The following is a 17,025-nucleotide window of genomic DNA, read 5'->3' on the forward strand; positions in this document are numbered from 1 at the left end:
AAACCGCGGGGGAGTATAGTATTAATTTTAGCCAGTGCAGTTTATTTCATAAACCGTAGGGAAAAAGAGTAGCAGTTTCCGAAATATTCTATTTTTAGGAGGAGATCCTATTGGAGGGATTTATTGATGCGATCACAGTTTTTTCTGAATGGCTGTGGGGGGTTCCATTAATAGCCGTGTTATTATTTTCCGGACTTTTTATGACTTTTAAACTCGGCTTTTTTCAATTCAGACATCCGCTATACATATTTAAGCAGACTTTTGGGAGTGTCACGAAAAAACCAAAAGGGAAAGGAACGGTTACTCCTTTTCAGGCATTAACGTCAGCACTGTCTTCTACAATTGGTGCTGCTAATATCGTCGGTGTGCCGGCAGCGATCATGTTCGGTGGACCTGGCGCAGTTTTCTGGATGTGGGTCATTGCGCTTGTCGGCATGTCACTGAAGTTTTCAGAAAGTGCACTGGCTGTTCACTACCGCGAAAAAAATGAAAAAGGTGAATACGTCGGAGGCCCGATGTATTACATGACAAAGGGTCTCGGCATGAAGTGGCTTGGTATCTGGTTTTCATTTGCGCTAATGCTCGAGTTGATTCCAAGTGTGATGGTGCAGGGAAATTCAGTTGCGAACACTGTAAATGAATCATTTGGCGTTCCTGTACTCTGGACGGGACTTGCGATTGCCGGCCTGATTGCAATTATCGTTTTCGGTGGTATTAAGAGAATCGGTCAGGTAACGCAGGTTGTTGTACCATTTATGGCATTGATCTATATTGGTGGCGCGCTTGTTATTTTATTTATGAATCTGGGTGCACTGCCTGAATTTTTCAATTTAATCTTTTCTAATGCATTCTCACCTGCACCTGTGATCGGTGGTTTTGCGGGTGCTGCTCTAGTTGATGTCATCCGCTGGGGTTTTGCAAGAGGCCTTTATTCAAATGAGGCGGGACTTGGTACCGCACCAATGGCACACGCTGCTGCAACAACGGATCACCCTGTCAGACAGGCGTTCTGGGCTGTGTCAGGGATTGTTGTTGATACACTGATCATTTGTACTGCAACTGCGTTCGTTGTCCTATCTTCAGGTGTATGGACGGATGAAGGGGCAATGGATAACAGCAGTGCGCTGACAACAATTGCTTTTGCAGAATACTTTGGTGATTTCGGAAGCATCCTAGTAACTGTTTCACTCGTATTCTTTGTTTTCTCAACGATCCTTGTTGTTATTTTCTATGGCGCAAAGCAGGCTGAATTCTTATTTGGACTGAAGGCCTCTTATGCAATTCAGGTTGTGTATATTATTGCTATTGTATTTGGTGCAGTAGGCGCAGCAGAAATGATCTGGAACTTCCTTGATATTATGCTTGCCATGATCCTGCTCCCTAACATCTTTGCGATACTGATGCTGAGTAATAAAGTGAAAGAGCTTAAGAATGAATTTTTCACCTCGGATAAATACTACTTAAAAGATATCGGTAAAAACAAAAAATAACGATGAGTTTGTTTATCCAATCTATAAAATTTACTTGCGTTTTGTGCGGATGTTAGAGAATCGGGATTAAGTATCAAAAAAATTAAGTGCCGGATCATTCCGAAGTGAAAGACCCAGGCAGGCAGTGGTTTTCTGCCTGGCCTGAGCGTTCATCCGCGGAAAGTAAAGGAATGATCCGGCACGTTTTATAAGATTCACCACCCTTACACATTCGCAATTTATCTGTGAATGTGCATTTTTTTGTCAAACTGAGTTTCTAAATGATGAATTAAGGATACACATTAGAGTAAGACTCAATTTGACTTAATGAAATACTGAATATGTAACCGGTAGAGTGAAGAGGAGGGGTTCAGATGATCAAAGACTTAAATAACATGTGGAAAGCAAGAACGTGGATGAAGACAAATGTACCTTTTTTATATAGCTGGCATGCTTATGTCGGATATGAACTGGATTTGTTTGAAGCATTCAAAAAGCCTGTAAGAGTTGGAGACGTAGCAGATGCTTATAACCTGGAGGAAGAACTGTTAGAACAGTGGGTGGAAGTAGGAATAGCCCTGAAGCACCTGAAAAAAGACGAGAAAAACCGCGTGAAGATTGCTAAAGCGTGGAAGCTGCCAGGCTCTAAAAAAGACAGCCCCTCATCCGGTGATTTACTTAAGGAAATGATGGAACTTCATATCCCCTCACTTCTTCACTACCCGGAACTGATGAAAGAAAAGAAAAGGCAGCATTTTGATAATGAAAAGCACGGCTCTACAGTGGCTAAAACATCAACTTTACTGGAGATGCTTGCATTCAGATTGATTAATCAGAATGTGAAAAAGCACCAGGTGCAGTCAATTCTTGATATCGGCTGTGGTGAAGGCGGTTATTTGCTGAAGCTTGCAAAAAAACATCCGGATCTTCAGCTGACAGGTATTGAAATTAATAAAGAAGTAGCTGAGTCAGCAAAAAAATCGACTGCTGACTATGATGAGGTGGAAATTGTTCAAGCTGATATACATGAGTATGAGCCTGAAAAATCCTTTGATCACATTATGGTTAACAATCTTCTGCACTACATTAATCCAGAAGAACGCCAGGCGTTTTTCAATAAAATCACAAACATTACAGAAGAAAATGGCACGATCACAATCATCTCACCTCTTCAGAAAGCCAAACACGGAAAACAGTTTTCAAGCGCATTTAACAGTTTCTTTATGACGTTTGATAACCTTTATCCAATTCCTTCAGAACAGGAATTAAAGGATATTGCTGCTGAATGCGGCTTTGAGCAGCAAACGCCATTTCCAATTATACGCGAAGGTGGCTGGTTCTTTGTGAAGTGGGTAAAAAAAGATCAGGTTTAAAAAAGTAAAATTGTGGAATATATATCTTGTAGACTTAATTAAAGGGAGATGTTAGTAATGGCTAAAATCGCAACATTAATAACTGATCAATTTGAGGACGTAGAATATACAGATCCGGCAGAGGCATTCAAAAAAGAAGGCCATGATGTCGTAACGATTGAAAAAGAATCAGGAAATTCCGTCAAAGGAAAACAGGGAGAAGCTACAGTTTCAATTGATAAATCAATTGATGGCGTTAGTCCTTCAGATTTTGATGCATTATTCATTCCTGGTGGCTTTTCACCCGATCTGTTAAGAGGTGACGATCGTTTTGTTGCATTCGCGAAGGAATTTATGGACAGCGGCAAGCCGGTACTGACAATCTGTCATGGACCGCAGCTGCTGATTACAGCGAAAACGCTTGAGGGAAGAAAAGCGACAGGATTTAAATCGATTAAAGTGGATATGGAATACGCAGGGGCAGAGTATCACGATGAAGAAGTTGTCGTATGCGGAAACCAGCTGGTAACCAGCCGTGATCCGGATGATCTTCCTGCATTTATTAGAGAATCACTAAAACTATTATAATCAGCCACTTAAAACCGGACCTGAAACCAGGGTCCGGTTTTTTTCTTTCGCTGTTAAAGTCCTTATTGCTGTGTTTTCACAGCAGAAGATTTAAGCGTCCTCTTGCAGTGTAAATCATCAGCTACCTTTGACAATGTCATTTATTACTTATTTTTGAAAACGCACTCAAATATCTTTAAATTAGGTCGATATACATATGAAAAGGTATTCGTTCTATGAGATCAGGGGATAAGGGGGAGCATAGATGAAAAAACTGAAGTGGAAGCTGTTATCAGGATTTTTTGTACTGGTTGTTTTTATTGGAGGACTGGCAGCTTTTAATATTTATTCGATTACAAACATCAATCAGGAAACACAAAACCTGCTTGAAGAGGAACTTGTCCTGTTATCAATTGATCAGGAAATGAGATTTAATGTGTCTCAGCAGATTGCTTTGACACGGGGATACATATTATATGGCGAGCCTGATTACAGAGAGAAGTTTGATGAGCTTGCAGTGAAGAATGATGAATTTGCTGAAACATTGCAGTCATATAACGTCAGTAAGGAAATGCAGTCTGTCCTTACAATTACAAGAGTCTGGCAAGAAGGCGTCAATGAGCGGGTTTTCTCTATGTTCGATAACGGCAGGGAAGAAGATGCAAGAGTGTTATTCAGATCTAACTTTGAACCGACAGCCCGAGGTATTATGGATAGTCTTGAAAAAATATCAACTGCAAGAGAAGCTGAAGTTGATGCGGCAGGGGAAACCATTATTAATAATGGTGAACAAACCATCATCACAGTTTTAACAATCAGTGGAATTGTGATTGTTCTCGCAGTCTTAATCAGTATGGTGATTGCAGGTCAGATTACAAGACCGATTGCCATGGTTACGAATAGAATGAAAGCGATCTCCCGTGGTACGCTGCCGGCAGAGCAGTTGAAAACGAAGAGTAAGGATGAAGTCGGCCAGCTTGTTCATGCAGTTAATGAAATGAATGAGCAGCTGAGAGACCTGGTTGGCGAGGTTGCCGGAATCTCAGTGTCAGTGCTGGAAAAAGGAAGTCAGCTCACAGAGAGCGCTGAAGAAGTGAAGGAAGGCAGTCGCCAGATTGCAGTCACTATGAATGAGCTTGCTGATGGGGCAGGAGCTCAGGCAGAATCATCCTCTTCTTTAAGTGAAAAGATGAATCATTTTATCACAGTAATTAAAAGTTCTGCAGATCATGGAACATCTGCTCAGGAAAAAGCAGATCAGATGCTAATGCTTTCACGAGATGGCGGAGAAAAAATGAACGAAACCATTCAAACCGTTAATCAGATTAATACAAGTTTCAAACAGGCGATGGACCGTGTGAACGGACTTGATGATCAGGCTCAGAATATTTCAAAGCTTGTTCAGGTGATTCAGGAGATTGCGGATCAGACAAATCTGCTTGCTCTAAATGCCGCAATCGAAGCTGCAAGAGCAGGAGAGCACGGCAAAGGATTTGCAGTTGTAGCAGATGAAGTCAGAAAGCTTGCTGTACAGGTATCTGCATCCATTTCAGATATTACTGGTATTATTGGCTCAATCCAGAAAGAATCAAAAGAGACAGTGTCAGTGCTTCAGGAAGGGTATGGAATGGTAAACGACGGGGTCAGCCGGATGGAAGCGACTTCAAGCTCATTTGCAGAAATCGATCAGCAGGTAAATGCTGTATCAGATCAAATGAAAATGATTGCAGCTTCACTGTATGAGATCGTCAATGCAACTGAAGATATGCATCAGGATATTGAGCAGATTGCTTCTGTATCAGAAGAGTCAGCAGCCGGTATTGAACAGACAAGTGCAAGTGCCGAAGAATCAAGTTCAACAATGGAGAGTGTCTATGAGTCCTCCAGAGGGCTTATAAACGATGCCAGAGAGCTCAGGGACCGTATTGGGATGTTCAGTGTAGAGGAAGCGTCTGAAGCTGTAATAACAGCAAAAGAGGCGGAAGTAAACGAATCAAGTACAAATGATATTCAAGACAATGAAAAAGCTTCCTGATTAAATGAAAAAAGAGGAGATGGCCGCATTCGGTTCATCTCCTCTTTCTATTTGCCAGCCTATGCTTTACGCAGACTGCCAAGCTCTTCAGCAATTGCCTGCATTTCACTTGGGCTGAATGTCTCTCTTTTCATCACCATTGTATAAAGAGAGTGAAGCTCCTCATACTGTTCTTCATCAAAAGCAGATACCTTAAGGGCACCAGCGTTTACAATACGAAGTCGGTCTTTAATCTTTTCAACCATATATTCAGCATTTTCTGTGCTCTGTACTGTTAAATCCATATTGATCAGTCCTTTCATTCGCTAAATACCATCTTTCCATGCTTCAAAGGATCTGTCAATATGCATTAAGCGGCTTTATTTGCTGCTTTCTCTTCCTTGATCTTCGCGCGGATCCGCTTCGTCTCATAAGCAACTACGCCTGAAAGACCAAGTAATCCAATTAAGTTAGGGAAAGCCATTAAGCCGTTCATCACATCTGAGAAGGCCCATACAACATCAAGTGTCGCAACAGAACCAACCATTACCGCAACAACGAAAAGAGCGCGGTAAAAGACATTAAATTTCTTTGTTCCTACAAGGTACTGGAAACACTTCTCTCCATAATAAGACCAGCCGATAATTGTAGAAGAAGCAAAGAAAATTAATCCGACTGTTACAAGAATTGGACCAACAGGACCAAGGAAGTACTCAAATGATGCTGAAGTTAGCGCGCCACCCTGAAGGTCACCGCCTTCATAAAGCCCAGCCATAACGATCGTTACACCAGTGATCGAACAGATGATCAGTGTATCAATTAATACCTGTGTCATGGAAACTAATCCCTGACGTCCTGGCATATCCGTTTTTGCTGCAGCAGCAGCGATTGGTGCAGATCCAAGACCTGCTTCGTTAGAGAAGACCCCACGGGCAACACCATAACGGATAATCGCACCGATCACACCACCGGCGATTGCTTCGTTACCAAATGCCAGGGTGAAGATTGTAGCAAATGCACCAGGTACTAAATCAAAATTTAAAATCATAACAATAAGGCCTGCTAAAAGATAAAAAGCTGCCATAAAAGGAACGAAAATAGATGTCACTTTACCGATACTCTTAATTCCGCCCAGAATAACAAGCGCAGTAAAGACTGTCAGCGCAATTCCTGTTACCCATGTCGGTATAGCAAACGTATCATTTACAACATCTGAAACCGAGTTCGATTGAACCATATTTCCAATACCAAACGCGGCAATTGCACCAAACAGTGCAAATAGCACACCAAGCCATTTTTGCTTCAGTCCGCGTTCAAGGTAATACATCGGACCGCCGGACATTTCGCCGTCCTCATCCTGAACACGATACTTAACAGCAAGTACAGCTTCCGCATACTTGGTTGCCATTCCGAAGATAGCTGATAGCCACATCCAGAAAATCGCACCCGGCCCCCCAAGCACAACAGCTGTTGCAACACCGACAATATTACCGGTACCAACAGTTGCCGCCATTGCGGTCATTAAAGATTGGAAGTGAGAAATATCACCCTTTGACTTTTTGTCCTGGTTACGGGAAAAAGCCAGCTTGAGTGAATAGCCGGTTAAAGCGAACTGCACCATTCCGAGACGGAAGGTCAGGTAAATACCTGTTCCGACTAACAGAATAAGTAGCGGCGGTCCCCATACCAGCCCACTGATTTCATTCAGAAGATCTGTTAAGCCTTGCATCTGATTTCCCCCTTTTTCTTTTTTCTAGGTCATAAATATGAACAAAATATGTATGCCTTACATTAAATATTCCGAAAATTGACCCCTGATTGTCAAGGTTTTTTTAAATTCGGCAAGCTGAAAAGGTTTCAAACAAAAGACCTAAGGAAATAGTAAACCATATTCCGTATAAGGAGAGAGATGATGAAGACTGTATTATTCCTTGTACAGAACCACTTGTCAAGTTGTACAATACTTGCTGCTGAACTGACAGAAATTGCTCAGGATAACATAAACCTTCTAATAAGAGGCACCTTTACCTGGCAACACGGGGAAATGTCCGAAAATTCTTTTGAAGGAATAAAAGGGGCAGGCAGCGAAAAAGAAGAACTAAAGACCAGACAGCTGCAGCGGAGGGACCTTGAACAGGCTGATACCATTATCGTGATCAGTCAGGCAGCAGAAGAAGCTTTAAAACAACTTCTGAAGGCATCTGAAAAAGAACATGATATCATTAGAATCGAAGAATTCAGCGGAAGATCAATGGATGACCTTGAACACATGCTGCAGGGCGATCAGGCAGATGAAGTGATAAAAGACCTGAAGCAAAAAAGCGTCGAACTGGCTGCAAAATTGTAAAACAAATTGGAGGAAAAGAAATGGCGAAGAACAAATTATCAGCAGGTATTATCATTGGAGCAGTAGCAGGAGGAATACTCAGCATGCTTGATCCTTCCACAAGAAAAAGAACTGCCCAGTCGTTATCAAACACGAAGCAATCTATCTCCTACTATTCCAGAAATCCTCAGGAGTTCGCAGACAGAGCTTCTCAAAAAGCAGATCAGTGGAGAGAGATCGCAGAAAAAATTCAGGAGGACATTGCATTTCTTACTGAAAAATATGAAGAAGTGAAATTAATGGCACCTGAATTAAAAGAAACTGTTAAGGAAACAAAGGAAGCTTTTACAGAAGATCAGTCTGCACCTCAAAGTCCAGCGGCTTCAACCGGCGGACTTTCTGAAAAAAAGACCGTATAAAATCTGACACAAGGAGGAATGGAATGACTTCTCAAAAAGACAATCCTGCTCCTGAAAAGAAAGAAGACAGCGATTGGAAAGAAGGCAAAAAAAACAGACACCTTGAGGATATGTCAGATGCTGTACATAAAGCAGGGCGTGAGGGGCATTATGATACGTTCACGGGATTTATTAAAGCTGTTATGAGACGCTTTACTGATGCTGATACACCAGGACTTGGTGCGCAGCTGGCCTATTATTTTTTACTTTCATTGTTCCCGCTGCTGATTTTTGCACTGGCATTACTTCCTTATTTAGATATTACCCAGGCACAGCTCCTTGATATGTTCCGTGAATTTGCGCCTGGTGATGCGATGTCGTTAATTGAAACGACAGTATCTGAAGTGGCAACCGGAGAAAGTGCAGGCCTTTTATCGATTGGTATTCTGGGTACTTTATGGTCTGCTTCCAACGGCATGAATGCAATTATGAAGGCATTCAACAACGCCTATGAAGTGGAAGAAACAAGGTCATTTATCATTGCACGTGGTATGGCTGTTGTATGGACAATTGTCATGGTACTGATTTTTGTTGTTGCATTACTGCTGCCGATTTTTGGCCAGCAGATCGGGGAATTAATCTTTTCATGGTTCGGCTTGAGTGATACGTTCCTGACGATCTGGACCGTGCTCAGATTTGCGATTACACCATTTGTACTGTTTGTTGCTTTTGTCGGGCTATATGCATTTGTACCGAATGTGAAGATCCGATTTATTTCAGTTATTCCGGGAGCGGTTTTTGCAGCGCTCGGATGGTTATTAACTTCCTCGTTATTTTCGTTCTATGTAGGTAATTTCGGTAACTATTCTGCATCTTATGGCAGTATCGGTGGAATTATCGTACTGATGATCTGGCTGTACCTTTCAGGAATCATTATTCTTGTCGGTGCCCAGGTGAATGCGACGATGGCTGCTAAACGCCGTCATAGATCGTTTGTTCCGAAAGGATCATGATTCGAAAAGCGGAAGCAGGTGTTCAGTCCAGTCAAGCATGAGATTTGATAAGAGAAATTGGCGATTCACCTCATGTTTTTATCTGAGCTAATGACACGATGGGCTGCCAGCTGAAGCGGAATAAACAAAAAAGCCTTCCATTCCCTATGAATGGAAGGCTTTACTATGTTCAGCTCCAGGCGCTGGCTCTTCGGTTCATAAGCCGGACAAGCGCCTTCCGCATTTCTATTTAACCTCTTAAGAGTCTGAGGCCGTTCAGGATGACCAAAATGGTACTTCCTTCGTGACCGAGCACGCCAAGCGGGAGATCAAGCGCCTGAAAAAAGTTTGAAATGATCAGTACAAAGATTACTGCAATACTGAAAATGATATTTTGCTTTACAATCTTATTCATTCTTTTAGAAAGCTTAATCGCTTCAGCAATTTTCTGAAGGTCATTTTTTACTAATACAACGTCAGCGGTTTCAAGCGCAATGTCAGATCCTGCTCCCATGGCCACACCGACAGAGGCAGTGGCGAGTGCTGGCGCATCGTTAATGCCGTCCCCAATCATCGCTACCTGACCGTATGTCGTCTTCAGTTTTTTTATTTCTTCTACTTTTACCCCAGGCAGACACTCTGCTTTAAAGCTGTCTACTCCTGTTTCTCTCTGAATCGATTCAGCAGTTCCAAGGCTGTCACCAGTCAGCATGACAGTATGGATACCGACAGATTTTAGGTACTTCACTGCTTCGATCGTCTGCTGTCTGACCTGATCCTTTAAAGCAATCAGACCGATCACTTCTTTATTCTTTTCAATCAGTACAATTGTTTTACCTTCTTTGGATAAAGCAGCTGCCTGACTTGCAATATCAGTGCTAATCTGTGCCTGATCAAACCAGTCCGGCTTGCCGATTCTCCAGTGGTCCTGATCAATAGAAGCTTTCAATCCGTATCCGGTTACATCCTCCACTGTATCCATATAAATGTCAGCTTGGGGAACAGTGTCTTCTGCAAAAAGTACAATGGCCTGTGCGAGAGGGTGATTGGACTGCTTTTCAATTGCTGCTGTTGTCTGCAGTATCTCTGACTTTACAAGGTCCTGCCTGATAAACCAGTTTGTCACTTTAGGTTTCCCCTCAGTCAGTGTCCCGGTTTTATCAAATGCAATCGCTTTTATACTGTTCAGGTTCTCTAAATGAACGCCCCCCTTAAAAAGGATACCTTTTTTTGCACCATTTGAAATGGCACTGAGGGAAGCAGGCATAATAGAAGCAACAAGTGCACAGGGTGAAGCAACGACAAGCAGCACCATTGCCCGGTAGAAGGTTTCTTCCCAGCTCCAGCCAAATACATAATGCGGAAGGAACATCATCAAAAGAGTAACAACAAGAACGGCTTTCACATATTTCCCCTCAAACCTTTCAATAAATAACTGTGAAGGAGACTTTTCACTTTGCGCTGACTGAACAAGCTCGATAATCTTCTGGAACATGGTATCTGTATTTTTCTTTGTCACTTTAATCTGTACAGCCCCTGTAAGGTTCACCGTTCCTGCGAAAACCTCAGCGTCAATATCCTTTGTAACCGGCATGGATTCCCCCGTAAAGGCAGCTTCATCTATGGATGTTTGCCCTTTAAATAATTGACCGTCAGCAGGGATCCTTTCACCCGGCTTTACAGCAATCACGTCACCAGGCAAAAGCGAGGCAGCCTGTACTTTTACTTCTCTGCCATCTATAAGCTTCCAGGCTTCTTCAGGCTGGAGATCTAAAAGAGAAGAAATTTCATTTCTGCTTTTGTTCATCGTATAGGTTTCAAGGGCACCACTTAGTGCAAAAATAAAAATCAAAATGGCACCCTCAGTCCAGTAACCAATCCAAGCAGCACCTAATGCAGCTATGATCATTAACAATTCAACATTTAAATCCTTCGTTCTGATAGAGTTTTTAATTCCTTCCATCGCTTTAAAATAGCCGCCTATTACATAAGCAGACAGGTAAATACCTGCGGATACAGCATCAAACCCCTGATGCATCAGCCACCATGCAATCAGAATCAATACTCCGCTTAAAACAGCCATGATCAATTCCAAGTGTACTTTTATGAAGTGTGTACGGTCTTTTCTGATCGCTGAAGGTAAATTTAAAGCTTCACTATACTTGACCATGCTACTCACGCTCCTCTGCGCATTGAGAAAGATAATCGAAATCAATACCCTTAAAAAGCAGCGAATGCTGCTGTCACAGGACAGCAGCATTGTAAAAAATGTTGATATGAAATTGAGTTTGGTTTTCTTTTATTATACCATTTGAAATAAAAAACCGGTAGATACTAACTTACTGCAAGCCTCTTACGCAGCGAGAAAGCAACCAGGCACAAACCAATGGTAACAAGCAGTATAGAGATGAAATAAAAGAATCCTTCAGTGAAAAATTCAATGATCAGTCCGCCGATCGCAGGACCCCCAATACTGCCAAGACTGAATGCAACACCGCACATAATATTCCCCGCAGGAAGCAGATGTTTTGGCAAAAGATCAGTCATATAACTGATCCCGAGTGAAAATGTCGACCCTGTTGCCATACCGGCTGTGAAAAAGGCAAGCGTCAGCCATAATGGGGATGAACCGGCAAGTCCTGCCAGGATAAAGCAGAAAGCGCCTGCAAATAATACACTCATCAAAATACGGTGGCGCCCATATTTATCACTCAGCATACCAAGGGGCAGCTGGAATACAATCGCCCCAATTGAAAAAGCAGGAAGAATATAAGCAATGGCACCTGCTTCAATTCCGTTTCTCAAAGCATAAATCGGAAAGTTCCCGTGTAAACTCGCTTCCAGAAATCCATAGCTGAGCGGGGGAAGAAAAGCGACCCATGCATATTTCCAGACCTGACTGAACCGTTTCATCGTCCCTAAAAAAGAAGTAGATTCTCCTCCTCCATGATCCGGAAAATCATTTTTTAGTAAAAACACAAATCCCCATGTGATAAACGTCAAAATTCCGGAGAAAACAAATGGTAATGTCGGATTGATCTCAACAAGTGAACTCATTGCAGGTCCGATTGCAAAGCCAAATGAGAAAAACAACCCGTACACAGCAATGTTTCTGCCTCTGCGGTGAGCTTCAGAAAAAGAAGTAATCCACGTCTGTGTAGAAAAATGCAGCATGTTATCCCCGATTCCAATCAGCAGTCTGAGGACAAACCAAAACCAAAATGACTGCCATAAAGGAAATGCGAGCAGTGAAAGCCCGACGATCATTCCACCGACAACAATCATCGGTTTGTAACCAAATCGTCTGAGCGGAGCCTCCATCAATGGAGAGGCAATCAGAATCCCTATGTAAATCCCTGTGGCATGCAGACCGTTCATCGCAGACGAAACACCCTGTTGTTCAAAAATAATCGCAATCAATGGGAGCAGCATTCCCTGAGAAAATCCTGAGATCGCTACAATCCCAACTAAAATCCAAAAACGAGTTCGTGTAGAAACACCCATATAAAAACTCCTGACTGACATAAATTCATAAGCAGATTAATCGAGTTCCGTAAAAGACAACGCTATAATCTTACTATAATAATGAGATAGAAAGAAGGAGATCCTATGGAATTCAAAATGAAAGAAGGCGGATTTACAACTGACCTTGAATATGGAGAGCTTCATATTTCCGGAAACGAGGAGTACGGCTTCCGGCCATATCAGCTGCTCGTTTCTTCCGTAGCAGTCTGCAGTGGTGGCGTCTTACGTAAGGTGCTTGAGAGAATGCGTATGGAATTTACTGATATTAAAGTAAATACCGAGGTGGAGCGGAATGAAAAAGAAGCAAACCGCGTAGAGAAAATTCATATGCACTTTACCATTACCGGAGACCTGAAAGAAGAGAAGGTTAAAAAAGCGCTGGAAGTGACCCGGAGGAACTGTTCCATGGTTCAGTCGGTAAAAGACAGCATAGAGATTACAGAGAGTTTCGAAATAAAAGCATAATAAAACCCGGCTTATTCTTTGTTTAAAAGAGTAAGCCGGGTTTTATGGTATTCGAGTTTTTATCATACTTTCCATATATACGCACTTTTTATTTCACAAGCGCTTCTCATCACTCTCCTCTACGAAAAGGTTTTGTCAGAATGATCTGAAGCAGCCCCCCTCTTTCTTGAATGTAAATGTAGTATAGCACGATTATTGAATAGTGTAAATATTCAAAATAGATAATTAATAAAAAAGTACCGGGAAAATTTTTTATCCGGTACTTTGGTTATATTATTTAATTGGCTGAACGGGCAATAGCAGGTGATTGGAGCACAAGATGGACGCTTTCCGTCGCAGGAGCACCACCTTACGCTCCAATCATCTGCTGTGCACAACAACGAATCATTGGAATCCTGATATTCATATTATTTTGAAAGCAGGGCACTTCTCTGAGTAAAATCTGCACCTTTATAGTACATATCCTTTACCAGCAGGTTCGGGCCCAGACAGCTGACTGCCGGACAGTGGCAGTTAACGCTTTTGGCATCCTCTGTTGCCATCCACTTATTGAAGACTTCAGGCAGGCTGTCGTGCTGAATGTTGCCAAGTGGTGGTGTGTTATTAAAGTCAGTGACGATCACATCTCCAGTGAACACACTGACATTCAGACGGGAACGGCCATCAGGATCATTCCTGACAGTCACATTTTTTTCGCTGTAAAGACGCTTCAACATTTCACGGTCTTTTTCAGAAGTGCTGCACGCATAAAATGGCAGTGTGCCAAACAGCATCCACGTATCCTGATCACGAATTGAGAGCAGATGATCAATTGCTTCACGGGTTTCTTCAAGTGTCAGCGTCTCGAGGGACTCTGCGAAATTTGAAGGGTACATCGGATGAATCTCGTGGCGTGCGCATTTCATATCCTCTACAACTTCACGGTGAATTCTTTCAATATGCGGAAGTGTTTTCTTGTTCAGCATCGTTTCAGCAGACACCATCACACCAGCTTCACTTAACGCACGGCTGTTATCGATCATCTTTTTGAAAAGTGCTTCCCGCTGTGCTTCAGACGGCTTACGCTCCATTCTTGCAAAGCCGGTATGAATAAATTCATCAACCGTTCCCCAGTTATGTGAAATATGTAAAACATCGAGGTAGGGAACAATTGGCTCATAGCGCTTCAGATCAATGGTCAGATTTGAATTCATCTGTGTGCGTACGCCTCTTTCATGCGCATATCTCATAAGAGGAAGCACAGTGTTTTCAACGGACTTTTTTGACATCATCGGCTCGCCGCCTGTAATGCTGAGTGTTCTGAGGTGTTCAATTTCATCCAAACGCTTTAAAATTAAATTCATATCCAGTGTTTTTGGATCTTTGTTTGACAGGCTGTAACCAACTGCACAATGGGCACACCTCATATTGCAAAGAGTAGTGGTCGTAAATTCTATGTTAGATAGCGTCATTTTTCCGAATTGCTTCATATCTTCATAAGCTTCCCATGGATCATAGGATGTTGTAATCGGTTGTTTCATGATCGTCATTTTAAATTCTCCTTTTTCATTAACTCTGTCAGTATGAAAATAAAGTAGCAGGAAGTCAATGGCGATTCAGCGAAAGTTGCAGAAATGAGCGGAATCCGTTACGATAAGGACGGATTTGAAAGGAGTGAGAGGCATGGGTAATGCTATTCACGATAATGACTCACAGGTACTCTACCTGAAGCAGCGTTTATCAATGTTTTTAGAAGTGCTGGAATCCGTAGATGCAGAAAGTACTGATCTTGAAGATATCGATCGTATGATTCAGATGCTTGATGATTTGGAATTAAAGGTACAGCAGTTTAAAAAAGACGATAACGAATCATAAGCAGGCCTGCGGGTCTGTTTTTTTTATTCTGAGATATAAATTCTAAATCGCTGCAGGGAATTTTATTATCACGTCAGTCTCCGGGCAGTTTAACTACTTCAATAAGTCCGATAGATACTTCAAACAGCCAGATACATACTTCGCTGAGCACAATACAACACTCAACCCGGATGTATCGTACTTCAAATTAAATAATAGGACACTCAAAGTTTGAGAAGCTTAATTATGAAGCTGGTTGGAGTAGAAGGTGCGATACTTCTGAGGCAGTAAAGGCCTGGCGAGAACCTGCAGGCACGCAGCCATAGGGAGGCTCACCAGACCGGTCGCAAAAAGTGACGGTTCAATAAAAATATCACCATTCAGAAAACGTTTACAAACACCCTTTCCTTCAATAAAGCACCGGGTTATAATAAATTCGTTGAGTTTTGGGAGAGGGGAATACATAAAAATGAATATTGAAGCATTAGAAAATAGTTTATACGAACTGATTGTTGAGACATCAACAAACCTGCCAAAAGACGTGCGTCGTGCAATCCGCAAAGCAAAAGCACAGGAAAATGCAGGCACACGTGCAGCGATGAGTCTTGCAACGATTACACAAAATATCCAGATGGCTGACGAGAAAGTATCGCCAATCTGTCAGGACACCGGTCTTCCGACATTTAAAATCAAAACACCGGTTGGCGTGAATCAGCTTGAGATTTCTGCAGCGATTAAACGGGCAATGGTGCGCGCGACAAATGATGGAAAGATGCGTCCGAACTCAGTTGATTCAATTACCGGAGAAAATAGCGGTGATAACCTCGGTGAAGGACTGCCTGTTATTAAATATGAGCAGTGGGAAAACGATGAGATTGATATCCGTCTGATTTTAAAAGGTGGCGGCTGTGAAAATAAAAACATTCAGTACAGTCTGCCATGTGAACTTGATGGATTAGGCAGAGCAGGGCGCGACCTGGATGGCATCCGTAAATGTGTGATGCATTCTGTCTATCAGGCACAGGGACAGGGCTGCAGCGCAGGTTTTATCGGTGTAGGAATCGGGGGAGACCGTTCTTCAGGATATGACCTTGCAAAAGCGCAGCTGTTCCGTTCTTCTGAAGATGTAAATCCGAATGAAGATCTGAGAAAGCTTGAAGAGTATGTGATGGATCATGCAAATGAACTTGGTATTGGAACGATGGGCTTTGGCGGCGAAACGACTTTACTTGGCTGTAAGGTTGGCGTAATGCACCGTATTCCTGCAAGCTTCTTTGTATCCGTTGCGTATAATTGCTGGGCGTTCAGACGCCTGGGCATCACAGTGGGTGCTGACAGCGGTGAGATTCAGGAATGGCTTTATCAGGAAGGCGAGAAGATCTCTTTTGATGAGGATCAGGCAGAAACTCCTGATGAAAAGCCTGAGGTTGTCAGACTGACTGCACCAATTTCTGAAGAACAGATCCGTACGCTGAAAGTAGGAGATGTCGTTCAGATTGACGGCATGATGTATACAGGACGCGATGCCATCCACAAATACCTGAGCGACAATGACTCACCGGTTGATTTGAATGGCCAGGTGATCTATCACTGCGGTCCTGTTATGCTGAAGGATGAAGAAGGAAACTGGCATGTGAAAGCAGCAGGTCCGACTACTTCAATCCGTGAAGAGCCTTACCAGGGAGATATTATGAAGAGGTTCGGAATCCGTGCAGTGATCGGTAAAGGCGGTATGGGACCGAAAACGCTGAAAGCTCTTGAAGAACACGGCGGCGTTTATTTAAATGCCATCGGTGGTGCAGCACAGTACTACGCTGACTGTATCCAGGGTGTAGAAGGCGTCGATCTCATGCAGTTTGGTGTACCGGAAGCAATGTGGCATCTCCGCGTCAAAGGTTTTACTGCAGTTGTCACAATGGATTCACATGGAAACAGCCTGCATCAAGACGTTGACCAGTCGTCACTTGAGAAGCTGTCACGTTTTAAAGAAAAGGTATTCAGCTAATAACTGAAGCACTCACATCTATGTGGGTGCTTTTGCTATGTATGTCACTAACGTATCTGCACAATTTAATAAAAGAAAG

Annotated in this window: 15 protein-coding genes; 10 read left to right on the forward strand and 5 right to left on the reverse strand. The window is 42.6% G+C overall.

The features are described from left to right. Positions 1 to 110: 110 nt before the first annotated feature. The 4 genes from DH10bf12_RS09650 to DH10bf12_RS09665 all read left to right on the forward strand — a co-directional run bounded on the left by DH10bf12_RS09650 (position 111) and on the right by DH10bf12_RS09665 (position 5,423). Complete coding sequence (locus tag DH10bf12_RS09650) at positions 111 to 1,490, forward strand: alanine/glycine:cation symporter family protein (protein WP_471735116.1); 1,380 nt, start codon at positions 111 to 113, stop codon at positions 1,488 to 1,490. A gap of 353 nt (positions 1,491 to 1,843) precedes the next feature. Continuing rightward, positions 1,844 to 2,842, forward strand: a complete 999-nt coding sequence (locus DH10bf12_RS09655) for a class I SAM-dependent methyltransferase (protein ID WP_471735117.1) — start codon at positions 1,844 to 1,846, stop codon at positions 2,840 to 2,842. A 57-nt stretch (positions 2,843 to 2,899) separates the two neighbouring features. Next, positions 2,900 to 3,409, forward strand: a complete 510-nt coding sequence (locus DH10bf12_RS09660) for a type 1 glutamine amidotransferase domain-containing protein (RefSeq protein WP_471735118.1) — start codon at positions 2,900 to 2,902, stop codon at positions 3,407 to 3,409. Positions 3,410 to 3,653: 244 nt separating this feature from the next. Continuing rightward, on the forward strand, positions 3,654 to 5,423 hold the full coding sequence (locus DH10bf12_RS09665) for a methyl-accepting chemotaxis protein (protein WP_471735119.1): 1,770 nt from the start codon (positions 3,654 to 3,656) through the stop codon (positions 5,421 to 5,423). Between the two features lie 59 nt (positions 5,424 to 5,482). Here DH10bf12_RS09665 and DH10bf12_RS09670 read toward each other — a convergent pair whose 3' ends face one another. After that, positions 5,483 to 5,707: a DUF1128 domain-containing protein gene (locus DH10bf12_RS09670; protein WP_471735120.1), complete on the reverse strand. Its 225-nt coding sequence runs from the start codon at positions 5,705 to 5,707 to the stop codon at positions 5,483 to 5,485. 65 nt (positions 5,708 to 5,772) lie between these two features. After that, positions 5,773 to 7,131 carry an alanine/glycine:cation symporter family protein gene (locus DH10bf12_RS09675; RefSeq protein ID WP_471735121.1) on the reverse strand — a complete coding sequence of 453 codons (1,359 nt, stop codon included), beginning with the start codon at positions 7,129 to 7,131 and terminating at the stop codon, positions 5,773 to 5,775. Positions 7,132 to 7,314: 183 nt separating this feature from the next. Between DH10bf12_RS09675 and DH10bf12_RS09680 the strand changes: the two genes are divergently transcribed. The 3 genes from DH10bf12_RS09680 to DH10bf12_RS09690 are packed head-to-tail and all read left to right on the forward strand — an operon-like array spanning position 7,315 to position 9,139. Then, complete coding sequence (locus tag DH10bf12_RS09680; RefSeq protein ID WP_471735122.1) at positions 7,315 to 7,749, forward strand: arsenate reductase/protein-tyrosine-phosphatase family protein; 435 nt, start codon at positions 7,315 to 7,317, stop codon at positions 7,747 to 7,749. A 20-nt stretch (positions 7,750 to 7,769) separates the two neighbouring features. Next, positions 7,770 to 8,147, forward strand: a complete 378-nt coding sequence (locus DH10bf12_RS09685; protein ID WP_471735123.1) for a hypothetical protein — start codon at positions 7,770 to 7,772, stop codon at positions 8,145 to 8,147. Between the two features lie 23 nt (positions 8,148 to 8,170). Beyond that, the gene (locus tag DH10bf12_RS09690) at positions 8,171 to 9,139 is read left to right on the forward strand and encodes a YihY/virulence factor BrkB family protein (RefSeq protein WP_471735124.1); all 969 of its coding nucleotides are present in this window, start codon (positions 8,171 to 8,173) and stop codon (positions 9,137 to 9,139) included. Between the two features lie 229 nt (positions 9,140 to 9,368). Here the strand turns inward: DH10bf12_RS09690 and DH10bf12_RS09695 are convergent, their stop codons facing one another. Further along, positions 9,369 to 11,288 carry a heavy metal translocating P-type ATPase gene (locus DH10bf12_RS09695; protein WP_471735125.1) on the reverse strand — a complete coding sequence of 640 codons (1,920 nt, stop codon included), beginning with the start codon at positions 11,286 to 11,288 and terminating at the stop codon, positions 9,369 to 9,371. A 164-nt stretch (positions 11,289 to 11,452) separates the two neighbouring features. Then, positions 11,453 to 12,622, reverse strand: coding sequence for an MFS transporter (locus tag DH10bf12_RS09700; RefSeq protein ID WP_471735126.1), 1,170 nt, complete (start codon positions 12,620 to 12,622; stop codon positions 11,453 to 11,455). A gap of 105 nt (positions 12,623 to 12,727) precedes the next feature. Here DH10bf12_RS09700 and DH10bf12_RS09705 point away from each other — a divergent pair, with 105 nt between their 5' ends. Beyond that, on the forward strand, positions 12,728 to 13,108 hold the full coding sequence (locus tag DH10bf12_RS09705; RefSeq protein ID WP_471735127.1) for an OsmC family protein: 381 nt from the start codon (positions 12,728 to 12,730) through the stop codon (positions 13,106 to 13,108). Between the two features lie 407 nt (positions 13,109 to 13,515). On the opposite strand, the gene yfkAB is transcribed toward DH10bf12_RS09705, so the two are convergent. Next, positions 13,516 to 14,637, reverse strand: a complete 1,122-nt coding sequence (gene yfkAB, locus DH10bf12_RS09710; protein ID WP_471735128.1) for a radical SAM/CxCxxxxC motif protein YfkAB — start codon at positions 14,635 to 14,637, stop codon at positions 13,516 to 13,518. 133 nt (positions 14,638 to 14,770) lie between these two features. Here yfkAB and DH10bf12_RS09715 point away from each other — a divergent pair, with 133 nt between their 5' ends. Next, the gene (locus tag DH10bf12_RS09715) at positions 14,771 to 14,962 is read left to right on the forward strand and encodes an SE1561 family protein (protein WP_471735129.1); all 192 of its coding nucleotides are present in this window, start codon (positions 14,771 to 14,773) and stop codon (positions 14,960 to 14,962) included. 448 nt (positions 14,963 to 15,410) lie between these two features. Further along, the gene (locus DH10bf12_RS09720; protein ID WP_471735130.1) at positions 15,411 to 16,946 is read left to right on the forward strand and encodes a fumarate hydratase; all 1,536 of its coding nucleotides are present in this window, start codon (positions 15,411 to 15,413) and stop codon (positions 16,944 to 16,946) included. Positions 16,947 to 17,025: the final 79 nt, after the last annotated feature.

The organism is Jeotgalibacillus sp. 10bf12 (assembly GCF_055597105.1).

Bases quoted from the DNA above. Each gene is read 5' to 3' on its own strand.
- DH10bf12_RS09670 (WP_471735120.1), bottom strand. From the start codon at position 5,707: ATGGATTTAACAGTACAGAGCACAGAAAATGCTGAATATATGGTTGAA.
- DH10bf12_RS09690 (WP_471735124.1), top strand. From the start codon at position 8,171: ATGACTTCTCAAAAAGACAATCCTGCTCCTGAAAAGAAAGAAGACAGC.
- DH10bf12_RS09665 (WP_471735119.1), top strand. From the start codon at position 3,654: ATGAAAAAACTGAAGTGGAAGCTGTTATCAGGATTTTTTGTACTGGTT.
- DH10bf12_RS09680 (WP_471735122.1), top strand. From the start codon at position 7,315: ATGAAGACTGTATTATTCCTTGTACAGAACCACTTGTCAAGTTGTACA.
- DH10bf12_RS09705 (WP_471735127.1), top strand. From the start codon at position 12,728: ATGGAATTCAAAATGAAAGAAGGCGGATTTACAACTGACCTTGAATAT.
- DH10bf12_RS09655 (WP_471735117.1), top strand. From the start codon at position 1,844: ATGATCAAAGACTTAAATAACATGTGGAAAGCAAGAACGTGGATGAAG.
- DH10bf12_RS09660 (WP_471735118.1), top strand. From the start codon at position 2,900: ATGGCTAAAATCGCAACATTAATAACTGATCAATTTGAGGACGTAGAA.
- DH10bf12_RS09675 (WP_471735121.1), bottom strand. From the start codon at position 7,131: ATGCAAGGCTTAACAGATCTTCTGAATGAAATCAGTGGGCTGGTATGG.
- yfkAB (WP_471735128.1), bottom strand. From the start codon at position 14,637: ATGACGATCATGAAACAACCGATTACAACATCCTATGATCCATGGGAA.
- DH10bf12_RS09720 (WP_471735130.1), top strand. From the start codon at position 15,411: ATGAATATTGAAGCATTAGAAAATAGTTTATACGAACTGATTGTTGAG.
- DH10bf12_RS09695 (WP_471735125.1), bottom strand. From the start codon at position 11,288: ATGGTCAAGTATAGTGAAGCTTTAAATTTACCTTCAGCGATCAGAAAA.
- DH10bf12_RS09685 (WP_471735123.1), top strand. From the start codon at position 7,770: ATGGCGAAGAACAAATTATCAGCAGGTATTATCATTGGAGCAGTAGCA.
- DH10bf12_RS09715 (WP_471735129.1), top strand. From the start codon at position 14,771: ATGGGTAATGCTATTCACGATAATGACTCACAGGTACTCTACCTGAAG.
- DH10bf12_RS09700 (WP_471735126.1), bottom strand. From the start codon at position 12,622: ATGGGTGTTTCTACACGAACTCGTTTTTGGATTTTAGTTGGGATTGTA.